At 55.2% G+C, this 13954-nt stretch carries 11 protein-coding genes; 9 read left to right on the top strand and 2 right to left on the bottom strand.

The window, feature by feature from the left end:
• Positions 1–2: 2 nt before the first annotated feature.
• The gene (gene moaA, locus NQT62_RS05545; RefSeq protein ID WP_256763668.1) at positions 3–1121 is read right to left on the bottom strand and encodes a GTP 3',8-cyclase MoaA; all 1119 of its coding nucleotides are present in this window, start codon (positions 1119–1121) and stop codon (positions 3–5) included.
• A gap of 119 nt (positions 1122–1240) precedes the next feature.
• Here moaA and NQT62_RS05550 point away from each other — a divergent pair, with 119 nt between their 5' ends.
• The 9 genes from NQT62_RS05550 (at position 1241) to NQT62_RS05590 (ending at position 10466) form a co-directional block, all read left to right on the top strand.
• Positions 1241–1714 (top strand): DUF3305 domain-containing protein, encoded by a 474-nt coding sequence (locus tag NQT62_RS05550; protein ID WP_256763669.1) that lies wholly within the window; start codon positions 1241–1243, stop codon positions 1712–1714.
• A 6-nt stretch (positions 1715–1720) separates the two neighbouring features.
• Positions 1721–2338 (top strand): DUF3306 domain-containing protein, encoded by a 618-nt coding sequence (locus NQT62_RS05555; protein ID WP_256763670.1) that lies wholly within the window; start codon positions 1721–1723, stop codon positions 2336–2338.
• Between the two features lie 287 nt (positions 2339–2625).
• Positions 2626–4659, top strand: coding sequence for a 4Fe-4S binding protein (locus NQT62_RS05560; RefSeq protein ID WP_256763671.1), 2034 nt, complete (start codon positions 2626–2628; stop codon positions 4657–4659).
• Positions 4656–5279: a TorD/DmsD family molecular chaperone gene (locus tag NQT62_RS05565; protein ID WP_256763672.1), complete on the top strand. Its 624-nt coding sequence runs from the start codon at positions 4656–4658 to the stop codon at positions 5277–5279. The genes NQT62_RS05560 and NQT62_RS05565 overlap by 4 nt, the downstream gene beginning before the upstream one ends.
• 12 nt (positions 5280–5291) lie before the next feature.
• Positions 5292–5513, top strand: coding sequence for a twin-arginine translocation signal domain-containing protein (locus NQT62_RS05570; protein ID WP_256763673.1), 222 nt, complete (start codon positions 5292–5294; stop codon positions 5511–5513).
• Between the two features lie 15 nt (positions 5514–5528).
• Complete coding sequence (locus tag NQT62_RS05575; protein WP_256763674.1) at positions 5529–8468, top strand: molybdopterin-dependent oxidoreductase; 2940 nt, start codon at positions 5529–5531, stop codon at positions 8466–8468.
• A 25-nt stretch (positions 8469–8493) separates the two neighbouring features.
• A complete protein-coding gene (gene fdh3B / locus NQT62_RS05580; RefSeq protein ID WP_256763675.1) occupies positions 8494–9117 on the top strand; it encodes a formate dehydrogenase FDH3 subunit beta in 624 nt (207 codons plus the stop codon).
• Entirely contained in the window at positions 9114–9386 is a 273-nt protein-coding gene (locus NQT62_RS05585) for a hypothetical protein (RefSeq protein WP_256763677.1), read from the top strand. The genes fdh3B and NQT62_RS05585 overlap by 4 nt, the downstream gene beginning before the upstream one ends.
• A gap of 12 nt (positions 9387–9398) precedes the next feature.
• Positions 9399–10466: a formate dehydrogenase subunit gamma gene (locus NQT62_RS05590; RefSeq protein ID WP_256763678.1), complete on the top strand. Its 1068-nt coding sequence runs from the start codon at positions 9399–9401 to the stop codon at positions 10464–10466.
• A gap of 206 nt (positions 10467–10672) precedes the next feature.
• Here the strand turns inward: NQT62_RS05590 and NQT62_RS05595 are convergent, their stop codons facing one another.
• Complete coding sequence (locus NQT62_RS05595) at positions 10673–13549, bottom strand: Rne/Rng family ribonuclease (RefSeq protein ID WP_256763680.1); 2877 nt, start codon at positions 13547–13549, stop codon at positions 10673–10675.
• Between the last annotated feature and the right edge of the window lie 405 nt (positions 13550–13954).

Here is a 13954-nt window from a genome sequence, read left to right on the forward strand (position 1 = left end):
TCTCATCCACCGATGTACGACATTTCAATTCGGTCGCGGGGTTGCGTGGTGTTCGCAGTGCGCACTTCACTGTAACGGTCGGCACGCAATGACCACAGGTTTTGAATCGCATGACGAAGCTGCTGGGCAACAGCATCGCCGTGCAAGCCCGAGCGCACCAAGGGTTTCAAATCATGGCCTTTGGTTGCAAACAGACAGGTGTAGAGCTTGCCTTCGGTGGACAGGCGAATGCGGGAGCAGTCTTTACAGAACGCCTGGGTCACAGATGATATGACGCCGATTTCACCTTGACCGTCCACATATTGCCAGCGTTCGGCAACCTCCCCCGTGTAATTCGGGTTCACGGCTTGCAGTGGTCCTAGCGCTTGGGCGATTTGATTGATTACCCGTGCAGATGGCACCACTTCGTCCATTTTCCAGCCGTTGCTACTGCCCACGTCCATGTACTCAATGAAGCGAAGAATGTGTGGCGTGCTCTTGAAATGGCGGGCCATTGGGATAATTTGTTCATCATTCATCCCGCCTTTAACCACCATGTTGACCTTGATGGGCCCCAAGCCGGCTGCATGGGCTGCGTCAATTCCGTCCAACACTTCTTGAACCGAGAAATCCACATCGTTCATGCGTTTGAATACAGCATCGTCAATGGCATCCAGGCTCACAGTCACTCGTGACAAACCGGCTTCCTTGAGTGCGCGTACTTTTTTGGGCAGCAGTGTCCCGTTGGTGGTGAGTGTCAGTTCCACTGGTTTGCCGCTTGGTGTTCGCAGGCGGGCCAGTTGCTCAACCAAAATTTCCAGGTTTTTTCGAAGCAGTGGCTCACCGCCAGTCAGGCGAATTTTCTCAACGCCCAAGGCAACAAATTCATGCGCGATTCTTTCAATCTCTTCGAAGCTCAGCAGGTCTTTGTGGGGCAAAAAGGCGTAGTCTTTGTCGAAGATGCTTTTGGGCATGCAGTATACACACCGGAAGTTGCATCGGTCGGTCACGGAAATTCGAAGGTCGTGCAAACGGCGACCTAACGCATCCAGCGGCTGATTGCTTGGGTGGGTTGGTGTGGCTGTATTCAGCGGAATGACGCGTGCATCTTCCTGGACCAGATGAATCACTCGGTCAGTCATTGTTCAATCCCTGAGACCCCTGTGGGGCAAACTCTTATTGCGAACCTGGCGGTATCTTTTAATCTAGTATGCAAATTGTGCCTTGTGTGTTGGGGCGCGGCAACGTTTAGAGGTGTATTTTGAGTGCAAATTTTTTGGCCCTGGGTGAATTTCGCCTGCTGGTAAAAATGGCCAGAATTGCTCAGCAATCTGTGTGGCAACCCTACCGCTGGCAAGCTTCTTCGATGTTTCCAGCCGAGTCGGCGCCTGTTGTAAGCGGCCCCGATGAGCAGTGGTGCCCGGTGTCAGTCAGGGTTTATCAGGATGAATTGCAAGGCTACTTTCTTAATCTGGACACGGATCAACCATTCGTGTTCTTCATGGTTCGCTATCCGGATGACAATCGCCTGAGTTGCCCCACTGTCGAGGAGGCCACGCTGAGTTATGACGAGGCGGCCCGCTGGATGGACTCCAACGAGGAGGTTCAGACCCTCCCGATGCCCGAGGGGGTGCGCTCCTGGTTGTCTGAACTGGTTGCTGAGCGTTACAAGCCTGAACCCAAGCAGCGCAAGCGGCCACGGTCGTTTGTAGCGCCTGAAAAAAGGGAGGGTTAAATCAGTATGTCGGAAGGCTTTTTAGGTCGTTGGTCACGCCGCAAGCAGGAGGCCCGACAAGAACAGGCTGCGAGCGTAACGGAGAAGACTGCACAGCCAGCCATGGATTCCCAGGTGTCCGACCCTCGTGGCATGGCGCCCACCACCACCCACTCGCTTGTGGAACCTGTCCAGTCCGTCCCAACCATGCCTGTGCCCACGGAGGCTGATCTTCCGTCTGTTCAGGCTGGGGGCGACGTGGTGGCCTTCATGCAGAGCAAAGTGGCCCCTGAACTCCGGAACAAGGCACTCAAAACACTTTTTTCCAGACCGGAATTCAATGTGATGGACGGTCTTGATATTTACATCGACGATTACAACGTGTTCACACCGCTTGAACAGTCTGACATTGACAAAATGGCGTTGGCCAAGCAGTTGTTGAGTCGACCGGATCTGGAAGTTTTACCCGAAGAGACGGAAATATCCGGGGCTGTCACGGAGGCCGCCGATGTGTTGCCTGCGGTGACCGATGAGGCAGCGCCACTGCCGTTCGAGGTGGACACGATAGCGACCGATACGCCGGTTACGGGGGCTACCCAATCCGAGTTTGTACAGGTGCAAGCCGATAAGCCCGAACTGAAGTAAGGGTTTACGCTAACCAATGCGGGTGCGGGTTTCGGCGGTTTGCTGGCGAATGTGTTGAGACAAAATGTCGCACCGTTTTACACTTTTGACTTAGACAAAATGACGCATCCCGGGCCGGGTTCCATTGCCTTGAGTTTTAGAGTGCTGAATCTAAAGCATTTTTTATATTGGTCTGTTTTGGCACAAACCTTGCAAAAGTTTGCCAAATTACACACCAAAAGTTTTTCATGGCCAACGCTGAAGTATTTGTTTGTGGGTGCCAGGGTAGTGGCAGCAGAGCCGCCTCTTTGATCGGGAAGGCTGGGAGCGAACTCGTCACCTTGCGGTCTGTGGAGCGTGCATGCCGGGATGGCTTGGGTGAGTTGTTTGCAGCGGTCGGAAAGTCTGGCGCGGAGCAATGTTTGGTCGGCTGTACCCAAGAAGCCGGGGTGTTTGAAGCCTTTCAGGCTGAGCAATCCGCGCAGCCTGTCCAATTTTTTAATTTGCGCGGCGCTATGCGTGGCCAGTCTGCGGCGTTGGGGGATCAAGAGTTGGCTGCTGTGGTGGCGGCCCGCTCGGTTTATGAATCGGCGCTCAGCATTGAGCCGGTGCCCTCCGTTCCGTTCAAGTCGACCGGGCGGCTCGCCGTGGTTTGTCCGGATGCTGGCGTTGCCCAGCAAGTGGAGTTGCTGGCCAAAACGCTGTCCGTTGATCTGTTGATTGAAAATCCGCAAGGCCTGAGTTTGGGTGCCGACCGCAGCATGAATATCCAGGCGGTGTCGGTGTCTGCCATTCAAGGTTATCTGGGAGCCTTTCAGGTGACGGTGGCCAAGAGTAACCCGGTGGACATGGAGCTCTGCACGCGTTGCGGAGCCTGCGCCGAAGCCTGTCCTACCCAGTCCATCGATGTGGCCTCCCTGACCGTGCGCTTGGACACCTGTGACCGCAACGGTGCCTGTGTGAAAGCGTGTGGTGGATTCAACGCCATCTCTTTTGATGACCTGAAGTCGGAAACGGTGCGCGACTACGACCTCGTCATTGATTGTTCCCCCCAAGGCTTGTTTTCTGACCGGCAGCCCCCGTTGGGTTATTGGCATGCTGGTAACAGCCCGGCTTTGCTGACGGCCGCCATGTTGGAAGCTGTTCAAACCGTGGGTGAATTCGAAAAACCCAAATTCTTCGACTACAAGCCAGGTATTTGTGCACACAGCCGCTCTGAAAAATCAGGTTGCTCGGCATGTGTTCAGGCCTGCAGTACACGCGCAATTTCTTCCAAAGGCGATCACATTGCTGTCAACCCGCAGCTGTGTCTGGGCTGTGGCGCATGCACCACCGTGTGTCCAACCGGTGCTCTGCAGTATGCATACACGCCGGTGATTGCCATGGGGCGGGCATTGAAGCAAGCCGTCAGAGCATTCAAGGCGGCCAAGGGGCGGTTTCTGAATGTGGTGTTGCATGGTGCGGACCTGCCCGCCAATTGGCTGGAGGATGCGCGTCGCACAGGGGGTGTGACTGGTGGCGACGGCACGGCTTCCTTGCTGCCGATCACGCTGCATCACAGTGCCAGCGCCGGGCCGGATTTGTGGCTGTCAGCCCTGGCCTTTGGTGCAGATCAGGTGTCGATTGTCCAGAGCCCCTCTGAACACGGTTATTACGGCGCAGCTTTGGCTGCACAGGCCGCTTGGGTGAACGAGGTGCTGACAGCCATGGGGCTTGGTGCACGTGTAAACGTATTGTGCATCGACAAGGCAGCCAACCTGTTTGAACCCGCGGTTTTGCCTCCAAACCCCGTCAAACCAGGCAGTTTTGAATTGTCAGGTTCAAAGCGAACCCGGCTGGAATTCGCACTGGAACATCTGGCCCATGGGGTGGCTTTCGATACCTCTCTTCCGATTGCGTTGAAGACTGGTGCTCCTTTTGGTGCCGTGGTGGTGAACAAGGACAGTTGTAGCTTGTGCATGTCGTGCACCAGCGCTTGTCCAGCCTCTGCACTGGTGGACAATCCGCTTGAGCCCCAGTTGCGGTTTATTGAACGCAATTGTGTTCAATGCGGCTTGTGCGTGAACACTTGTCCTGAAAATGCGATTGAACTGCTTCCCCGGTTAAATTTGTCGGCTTCGGCGCGCGACAAGCAGATTTTGAATGAATCACGTCCATTTCACTGCATTCGCTGTGCCAAACCATTTGGTACACAGCACATGATCGACAACATGATCAAGCGCATCAGTGGCCACAGTATGTTTGCACAAAACACCGACCGACTGAAAATGTGTGGCGATTGTCGGGTGAGCGACATGTTCAGTGCCAAGGATGAAATGACCATTTTTGAGGTGAAGCGATGAACCCGCATGACCATGGCGATCAATTGCTGGCCGGTGAGGATTGGGCCAGGGCCGACTTCTACGGACTGCTGTCGGTACTGATGTCGGGCAAAGTGGACGATGCGTTTTTGGCACGCTTTCGCGACCTTGACCGTGCACAGATGGATATCACCAGTCCAATTGGTTTTGAGTTTTCGGAACTGATCCGGCATGTCGTCAACTTGGACGCGCGTGAGGTGATCGCAGAGCACAATGACTGTTTCATCGGTGTTGGTAAGCCCGATGTCATGTTGTATGGCTCTTATTACATGGCTGGTTTTCTCAATGAGAAACCATTGGTTGCCTTGAGGACAGATTTGGCCAAGTTCGGTTTGACCCGCGATGAGTCCATGGTGGAAACCGAAGATCACATCGCATTTTTGTGTGAAGTGATGCGGTACCTCATTCTGGCAGACGATCCGCCCGTGTCGTTTGACCAGCAACGATTATTTTTTCATACGCACATTGCGCCTTGGTACGGTCGACTGGCCGATGCCATTGAGCAATGTGGCTCAGCCAGTTTTTACAAAACCGTGGGGCGCCTCATGCGGGTCTTTTTGGACGTAGAAGCGCAGTCATTTGATTTCGAAAGTGCAGTTTAAGGAGGTGTTGTGATGCGTAAAAAATCCACACAAGTAAAAGAACCCACATTGGGCCGCCGACAATTTTTGGTGGGGGCTGGTGCTGGGGTTGCGGCTGCCGGTGCAGCCTTGGTGTTGAGCAAGGAAAGTGCAAGCGTTCATAGCGCAGGTACTCAAGAACAGGCAGACGCGCAGGGTAAGGGCTACCAGCTCACCGAGCATGTCAAGTCCTACTACAAAACCTTGCTGGTGTAATACAAGGAGACCTCGATGTTGAAGCGACGCGATGAACACAAAGCGGCTGCCGTGGTTCCAAGCCACAACCACAGCCTGTTGAGCAAAATTGGCTCCAGGCTGGGTGCCACCATGGACCGACGTACATTCCTGAAGCGTTCAGGCATTGGTGTGGGTGCTGGTGCAGTGGCCGGTAGCTTGCCATTTGGCATGGTGAAAAAGGCTGAGGCTGCCGCAGAAGGTGGCTCCGGCAACGGCAAGATTGAAGTGAAACGCACGGTGTGCACGCACTGCTCAGTGGGCTGTGCCACCGACGCCGTGGTGGAAAACGGCGTGTGGGTTCGTCAAAACCCCGTGTTTGACAGCCCCATCAACATGGGTGCCCATTGCGCCAAAGGTGCAGCCTTGCGCGAACACGGTCACGGTGAATACCGCTTGAAGTACCCCATGAAGCTGGTCAATGGCAAGTACCAGAAAATCACTTGGGACGAAGCGCTGGATGGTATCACCAAGAAAATGATGGCCCTGCGCGAGGCCAATGGACCAGATTCGTTGTTCTTCATTGGATCTTCCAAGCACAACAACGAACAGTCCTACCTTCTGCGCAAATGGGTCTCGATGTGGGGCACCAACAATTGTGACCACCAGGCACGTATTTGCCACTCCACCACGGTGGCCGGTGTGGCCAACACCTGGGGTTATGGCGCCATGACCAACTCTTACAACGACATGCAGAACACCAAGTGTGCGTTGTACATCGGTTCCAACGCGGCTGAAGCCCATCCGGTGTCGATGATGCACATGCTGCATGCCAAAGAAACCGGTGCCAAGTGGATTGTGGTGGATCCTCGTTTTACACGCACCGCCGCCAAAGCTGATGAATATGTTCGCATTCGTTCAGGCACAGACGTGGCCTTCCTGTTTGGCCTGTTGCACCACATTTTCAAGAATGGCTGGGAAGACAAGAAGTACATCAACGACCGAGTGTTCGGCATGGATGCCATCAAGAAAGAAGTGATGGAAAACTGGACGCCGGAGAAAGTGGAAGAGGTGTGCGGCGTGCCGGAAGCACAGATGTACAAAGTTGCCGAGATGATGGCCAAGAATCGGCCAAGCACACTGGTGTGGTGTATGGGTCAAACCCAGCACTCCATCGGCAATGCGATGGTGCGTGCGTCCTGTATCGTGCAACTGGCTTTGGGCAACATTGGTGTGTCAGGTGGCGGAGCGAACATCTTCCGTGGGCACGACAACGTGCAGGGTGCAACCGATGTAGGCCCCAACCCAGACTCACTGCCAGGATATTACGGCGTTGCTGAAGGTTCTTGGAAACACTGGTGCCGCATCTGGGGTGTTGACTATGACTGGATCAAGTCGCGGTATGCAGAGGGCATGTCTACCAAGTCTGGGATGACTGTGTCACGCTGGGTTGACGGTGTGCTTGAAAATCCAGAATTGATTGGACAAAAGGCCGGTAACCTTCGCGGTCTGTTCTTCTGGGGGCACGCGCCCAACTCACAGACGCGTGGTCTGGACATGAAGAAGGCGATGGACAAGCTTGACCTGTTGGTGGTGATTGACCCCTATCCGTCTGCAACAGCTTCGATGGCCGCCATGCCAGGGGATGCGGCTGGCTTGAACCCCAACCGTGAGGTGTATTTGCTGCCGGCAGCCACCCAGTTCGAATGTTCGGGCTCGTGCACCGCGTCCAACCGCTCCTTGCAATGGCGTGAAAAAGTGATCGAGCCGATGTACGACAGCCGGACTGACCACATGATCATGACTCAACTGGCCGAAAAGCTGGGGTTTGGCGAGCAGTTCACCAAGAGCATGACCATGGTGAAAGGCAAGGGCGGCATGATGGAACCCGAGATGGAATCCGTGCTGCGTGAGATCAACAAAGGCACCTGGACCATTGGTTACACCGGTCAAAGCCCTGAACGATTGAAGTTGCACATGAAGAACATGCACACATTCAACGTTCGCACGCTGAAGGCCGAGGGTGGGCCTTGCGATGGTGAGTATTTTGGTCTGCCATGGCCCTGCTACGGCACAGCCGAAATCAAGCACCCCGGTTCACCCAACCTGTACGACACGTCCAAGCATGTGATGGACGGTGGCGGTAACTTCCGTGCCAACTTTGGCGTGGAAAAGGATGGTGTATCCCTGCTGGCTGAAGACGGCTCGCACTCCAAGGGTGCTGAAATCACCACCGGTTATCCGGAATTTACAGCCGACATGTTGAAGATGCTGGGCTGGTGGGATGAACTCACCGACGCGGAAAAGAAGGAAGCCGAAGGCAAGAACTGGAAGACAGATTTGTCCGGTGGTATTCAGCGTGTGGCCATGAAGCACGGTTGCCACCCGTTTGGTAATGCGAAAGCACGGGCTGTGGTGTGGAACTTCCCGGACCCCGTTCCCAAGCACCGCGAACCGATTTATTCTCCCCGCGCAGACCTGGTGGCCAAGTATCCAACCCACGATGACAAGAAGGAATTCTGGCGTCTGCCCACCCTGTACAAGTCACTACAGGAAAAGAATGCCGACATCGGCAAGTCCTTCCCGCTCATCATGACCTCTGGCCGTTTGGTGGAATACGAGGGCGGTGGCGAGGAAACACGTTCCAACCCCTGGTTGGCTGAATTGCAACAAGACATGTTTGTTGAAATTCACCCCAAGGCTGCGAATGACCGTGGCATCAAGCATGGCGATCAGGTCAGGGTCATGACTCCAACGGGCGCCAAGATCCAGGTTCAAGCCCAGGTCACTCGGCGTGTTCCCGAAAATACAGTGTTCCTGCCATTCCACTTCTCGGGTCACTGGCAGGGCGCCGATTTGCTGGCCTACTACCCAGAGGGCGCTCACCCGGTTGTTCGTGGGGAGGCTGTGAACACAGCCACCACCTACGGCTATGACTCGGTGACGATGATGCAAGAAACGAAAACCACGGTCTGCCAGATTGAGCGGATTGCTTAAGCACTGAATGCGAAGGAGATAACAAATGGCACGAATGAAGTTTTTGTGTGATGCCGAGCGCTGCATTGAGTGCAATGGCTGTGTCACCGCGTGTAAAAACGACAACGAAGTACCCTGGGGCATCAACCGCCGCCGCGTGGTAACCATCAACGATGGCGAGCCTGGCGAAAAGTCGATCTCTGTGGCCTGTATGCACTGCTCAGACGCACCTTGTATGGCCGTGTGCCCGGTGAACTGTTTCTACAAAACCGATGAAGGGGTTGTGCTGCACGACAAGGACCTGTGCATTGGCTGTGGTTACTGTTTCTATGCCTGTCCGTTCGGCGCGCCACAGTTTCCTCAGCAAGGCGCATTTGGCCAGCGTGGCAAGATGGACAAGTGCACCTTCTGTAACGGCGGTCCTGAAGAGGACAACTCCCAGGCCGAGTTCGAGAAGTATGGCCGCAACCGACTGGCTGAAGGCAAATTGCCCTTGTGCGCCGAAATGTGCTCCACCAAGGCGTTGTTGGCTGGTGACGGCGATGTGGTGTCCGACATCTTCCGTAACCGCGTGACCGTGCGCGGCAAGGGCGCCGAAGTGTGGGGCTGGAGCTCTGCATACGGCAAGCCCGAAGCGCCTGCAGCAGCGCCGGCCAAGGGAGGTGCATGATGCAGAATACTCGCAGTGTATTGCTGGCGGGTTTGGCGTTGACCTTGCTGACCACGGCCTGTGGTCGGCTGGAAGATGCCAATGGCGGCAAGGGTTATGCTGGCAAGGCTGATACCCCCGCTTTCAGCAGCGGTGGGGGTACGTACAGCACTGGCGAATACAAAGCCGGTGACAAGGAAGGCTGGAAGGAAAGCCTTGCGGTGCGTGCCAAAGGCCAAAATGAGTATTTGCGCACGCCTCCGCGAGACGGTGCAGCGGCCACCAAATAAAGGAGGGCTGACATGATGCATATCAAAAGGTCTCGAACCCATTGGCTGGGCGCTTCGTTGGCTGGCTTGCTGTTGGCTTGTAGCTTGGGCTTTGGCCCTGCGCATGCTGAAGGCGTGCCCGCCCAGACACAGCGCTCGCTTGAGCAGCAAGAGCGGCAGGCTCAGCAACCGTTGAACAACGCGCCTGTATGGCGGGGTGTCTCATCGGGCGAAACATTCACCACCGTGACCAAAGGCCGTGAAACCGGTGTTCTGATCAACAAGAGTGGTGAAGTGTGGCGCGAGCTGAGAAACGGCACCATCTTGAAATTCGGAGGTTGGGCGGTTGCGCTGGTCTTTTTGACCATCATGGGGGTGTATTTTGTCAAAGGGCCAGTCAAACTGCCTGAACCCCGCACCGGCAAGCTGATTGAGCGTTTTACATCCGCGGAGCGCCTTGCTCATTGGACCATGGCCTTTAGCTTCGTCGCACTGGCGGTTACGGGCTTGCTCATGGCGTTCGGGAAATATGTGTTAGCCCCGGTGTTGGGCCTCACGCTCAACTCATGGCTGGCCAAACTGTCCATCGTCATCCACAACTTTGTGGGGCCTTTGTTCGCGGTCAGCATTGTGGTGTTTTTCATCATGTACGTTCGGGACAACTTGCCCGAAAAGTACGACATGGAGTGGCTGAAGAAGGGAGGCGGTCTGCTGGGCCATGCACCTGCCGGACGCTTCAACATGGGTGAAAAGATCTGGTTTTGGGGCGGTGTAACCGTGTTGGGTGTGTTGGTTTCAGCGACAGGTCTCATCATGGACTTTCCAAACTTCGACCAAACTCGCCTGCTGATGCAACAAAGCCATGTGCTCCATGCAAGTGCCGCGTTGCTATTCATCGTCATGTCCATGGGCCATATCTATATCGGTTCTATCGGCATGGAAGGTGCCCTGGAAGCAATGCGTGACGGATATGTGGATGAAGCGTGGGCAAAAGCACATCACGACGCCTGGTACGACGACATCAAGGCCGGACGCGTATCAGCCGTTCGTTCGAAAGAGGGTGCAGCAGCACTGGGCGCCCAAGCGCTGAGCTCAAATTGAGTTTTGTCTTGATGGACTGATCCTTCGCACCGATCAGACCTCAGGGCGTTTCCTTAAACCCTCCCTTGTGGAGGGTTTTTTTATGGGTTATGTCCACGATTGGATGAGGCATAAAAAAACCCTGCCAATCACCGAACGATGAAGGGCAGGGTTTCTGGCCTGACCAGGGCGATGGAATCGACCACGGCCGTTTGTCGTGTCCCGGATTAACCTTGACGGTACTCGGGTTTGGTTTCCACCAGGATCAGTTCTCCGTGGTGCATGACCGCCGCAGGCTTTCGCACGCGGGGAACACGCACGGGCGCTGGAGTGTTGGCCAATTCGGCTTGAACCACCGTCCACTTTTCACGATCTGTTTCAACCCAAAGCATGCCAGCCGTTTCTACGAGTGAATTGAGTGCTTCACGCGTGAACAGCATATTCACTGGCGTTGATGGCTGAGGAATCGCTTTTTCAGCTGGTTGCGTCGTGACCACAGGCGTTTCAGCAGTGGCAATCACCTCGGGTACAACCGTCGATGTCGTTGCGCCGGCCTCGGTGGCAGCGTTTGCAACAGTCTCAACAACGGGTTCGTTGGCAAGCTCAGCGGTGCTTTCAGATGAATCAACCACACCATTCGCAGTCAATTCGAGTTCAGGCTGCTCGTTGTCGTTACTGCTTTCCTCAGCGTCCTCGACCAGGCCGTCTCCTTGTCGACCACCCCGGCGGCGACGTCGGCGACGGCGTTGTCCGTCCTGTCCTGCAACGTCATCCGTGGCTTGTTCACCATAGGTCATGGTCTGCACAATTTTGTTGGCCAATTCTTCCTCGCTCACGGCTTGGTCGGCATGGCCATCCAACATGTCAGCAGACGCAGTGCTTGCAGCGGTTGCAGATTCACCGTTGATCATCTCAGTGGTAGCGCTTGAATTGGATCCTTCGCTTTCTCCTGCGCCGCGACCACCCCGTCCACGACGACGGCGGCGACGCCCACCCTGACGATCCGTGTTTTCGCCATCATCATCCGACGTGACATTTGTCACCGGTACACGTTCTGCCAATGCGGGTTGTTGTGTCGCTTCCAGGCGAGTATCGACTGGCCGTTCATCCCTGTGGCGTTGTCGTCCGCCGCGGTTGCCTTGGCGTGCGGTTGTATCGGTTGTGTTTTGGGCATCACCTGTTTCGCTGGCGACCGAAGTCTGCCCATCTGCCCGTGCTGCTCGCGATTGATCGCCATCCCGTCCGCCACGGCGATGACGATCACCGCCGCGTCCGCCCTGGCTCCGGTTGCGGTCGCCATCGCGCCCTTGGCGGCGATCGCCGCCGCGGCCTTTGGGCTTTTCCGTGGCTGCTTGTTCAATCACCACAGCCGGTACTTCTACAGTACCTGGGCGCTTGAACCAAGCGATGATGCGTTGAAGCAAGCCCGGTGCGGCGGTTGGTGCAGTGGCCAATGCCAGTTCTGTTTTCGGCTTGCGCTCGGTGTGAACTGGTGCTGGTTGTGTCGGGATGACGCCTTTGATCACGGCTTCCTGACGTTTAACCGCCTCGCCTTCCACTTTTTTGTCGTAGTAACTTTGCTCTGGCTTGGCGGCAGCCAGCTCAAAACTGTTGCGCGGATCATCCAAACGCTCGTCATCGTGGCGCAATCGCGTCACTTCATAGTGCGGTGTTTCGAGGTGTTTATTCGGAATCAACAGAATGTTCACCTTCAGGCGAGCTTCCAGTTTGTAAATTTCCGAACGCTTTTCATTGAGCAGAAAGGTTGCAACATCCACGGGCACCTGGGTGTGTACGCTGGCCGTGCCTTCCTTCATGGCTTCTTCCTGAATGATGCGCAGCACATGCAGGGCGGTGCTTTCGGTATCACGAATCACGCCAGTGCCGTTACAGCGAGGGCAGGTGGTGTGCGAGCCTTCGTTTAGGGCAGGGCGAATGCGCTGACGAGACAGTTCCATCAAGCCAAACCGACTGATTTTGCCCATCTGTACGCGAGCGCGATCAAAATGCAGGCTGTCCTTGACCTTTTGCTCCACTTCTTTCTGGTTGCTAGCCTTTTCCATGTCGATAAAGTCGATCACGATCAGACCACCCAGGTCACGCAGGCGCAACTGCCGGGCTGCTTCTTCAGCAGCTTCCAGGTTGGTGCGGAAAGCGGTGTCTTCAATGTCTGAGCCCCGGGTTGCGCGGGCCGAGTTCACGTCAATCGACACCAATGCTTCAGTGTGGTCGATCACGATGGCGCCACCAGAGGGCAGGGGAACCATGCGGCTGTAGGCCGTTTCAATCTGGTGTTCGATCTGGAACCGGGAAAACAACGGAATGTCGTCGCGGTAGCGTTTCACCAGGTTCATCATGTCCGGCATGACATGCTGCATGAACTGCTTGGCTTGTTCGTAAATCTCATCGGTGTCGATGAGCACTTCGCCAATGTCAGGGCTGAAGTAATCGCGAATGGCGCGAATCACCAGACTGCTTTCCTGATAAATCAAGAAAGCGCCACTGGCGGATTTGCCGGCGCTGTCAATGGCTGTCCACAGTTGTAACAGATAGTTTAAGTCCCACTGCAATTCCTCAACCGACCGTCCAATGCCAGCGGTGCGGGCAATGATGCTCATCCCCTTGGGATATTCCAATCGGTCCAGGGCTTCACGCAATTCCTGGCGCTCTTCACCTTCGATGCGTCGTGAGACGCCGCCCCCGCGTGGATTGTTCGGCATCAACACCAGGTAACGGCCTGCCAGAGAGATAAACGTGGTCAGGGCCGCACCCTTGTTGCCACGTTCTTCCTTCTCAACTTGAACAAACAGCTCCTGGCCTTCCTTGATCACGTCTTGGATGCGGGCCTTTCCAGCATCCACGCCTTCCTTGAAGTATTGCCGTGAGATTTCCTTGAAAGGCAGAAAACCGTGACGGTCTTCGCCGTAATTGACAAAACAGGCTTCCAGACTGGGTTCAACCCGAGTAACAACACCTTTGTAAATGTTGCTTTTTCGTTGTTCCTTGCCGGCGGTTTCGATGTCGATATCGATCAGTTTTTGACCGTCTACAATCGCGACACGCAACTCCTCAGCGTGAGTCGCGTTAAATAACATGCGCTTCATGCACACTCCCTATGCACCGTGGTGCAGTAAGTGACAACGAAGCAAGCGTGGAAAGCGGAAATTACAGACGCGTTTTAACAGGACATGCGCGACAAGCCCTCCACCGACAAGGAAGAGGGCTTTTTACCAAACTATTGATTTGTAATAAAAAGTTGGTTCATTTACACCTGGTTCAGGCGAGTTTGCGTCATTTCTGTTGTAGCCCAGCACTGTGAATAGGCTTGCGCTGGTGCGTTAAATTCTGCTTTCGGTTTTGGCGGGCCCAATGGCCACACGCCACTTGCTCAATCGTCGTGTCGCCCTCCAGGGTTGGCGACTCACCCGTTTCATTTAAATCGCCCAAAGGTCAAGGTCGGTGTTCAAAACCCGAGTAGCCCAAGCGATAATCCGGATTATATGCTGAAT

The organism is Limnobacter humi (assembly GCF_024518835.1).
In the GTDB taxonomy this organism is placed as follows: domain Bacteria; phylum Pseudomonadota; class Gammaproteobacteria; order Burkholderiales; family Burkholderiaceae_B; genus Limnobacter; species Limnobacter humi.

What these genes read in the sequence shown, in the direction of transcription:
- moaA (WP_256763668.1), bottom strand. Translation starts at nt 1,121, where the DNA reads ATGACTGACCGAGTGATTCATCTGGTCCAGGAAGATGCACGCGTCATT.
- NQT62_RS05555 (WP_256763670.1), top strand. Translation starts at nt 1,721, where the DNA reads ATGTCGGAAGGCTTTTTAGGTCGTTGGTCACGCCGCAAGCAGGAGGCC.
- NQT62_RS05565 (WP_256763672.1), top strand. Translation starts at nt 4,656, where the DNA reads ATGAACCCGCATGACCATGGCGATCAATTGCTGGCCGGTGAGGATTGG.
- NQT62_RS05570 (WP_256763673.1), top strand. Translation starts at nt 5,292, where the DNA reads ATGCGTAAAAAATCCACACAAGTAAAAGAACCCACATTGGGCCGCCGA.
- NQT62_RS05575 (WP_256763674.1), top strand. Translation starts at nt 5,529, where the DNA reads ATGTTGAAGCGACGCGATGAACACAAAGCGGCTGCCGTGGTTCCAAGC.
- fdh3B (WP_256763675.1), top strand. Translation starts at nt 8,494, where the DNA reads ATGGCACGAATGAAGTTTTTGTGTGATGCCGAGCGCTGCATTGAGTGC.
- NQT62_RS05585 (WP_256763677.1), top strand. Translation starts at nt 9,114, where the DNA reads ATGATGCAGAATACTCGCAGTGTATTGCTGGCGGGTTTGGCGTTGACC.
- NQT62_RS05590 (WP_256763678.1), top strand. Translation starts at nt 9,399, where the DNA reads ATGATGCATATCAAAAGGTCTCGAACCCATTGGCTGGGCGCTTCGTTG.
- NQT62_RS05595 (WP_256763680.1), bottom strand. Translation starts at nt 13,549, where the DNA reads ATGAAGCGCATGTTATTTAACGCGACTCACGCTGAGGAGTTGCGTGTC.